We start from the raw sequence: 255 nt of genomic DNA, 5'->3' as shown, positions 1-255 counted from the left end.
GCATCGTTGTGACCCTGTAAGCCTGATGTTGTGTAACTTTTAGGTGTAACCGATGCATGATGTTGCGAACTTGGTAGCGACCCATTTGATAGCCTTCTTTACGCAATTTCTTCACCATTTCACGATTTCCTAAACTGCCCCGGCTTTTTCTAAATAATTTTCGAATAAGGTGATAAAGCTTCAAAGTATCAAGGCTAATCACCGCTACAGGACGTTTGAGCCAATCGTAATAGCCTGATTTACTTACACCCATCA

The 255-nt window shown here is 41.6% G+C and carries 1 protein-coding gene; it reads right to left on the bottom strand.

The genetic code is table 11. The annotated features are described in order from the left end of the window. Positions 1-255 (bottom strand): IS3 family transposase (locus ACQ96U_RS27200; protein WP_431724414.1); only part of this gene is annotated, 255 nt, incomplete at both ends.

Origin of the sequence: Zooshikella sp. RANM57 (assembly GCF_050749885.1) — a bacterium.
Lineage (GTDB): Bacteria > Pseudomonadota > Gammaproteobacteria > Pseudomonadales > Zooshikellaceae > Zooshikella.
The sequence above is the reverse complement of the archived record's forward strand: the minus strand, read 5'-3'. Positions and strand labels throughout refer to the sequence as shown.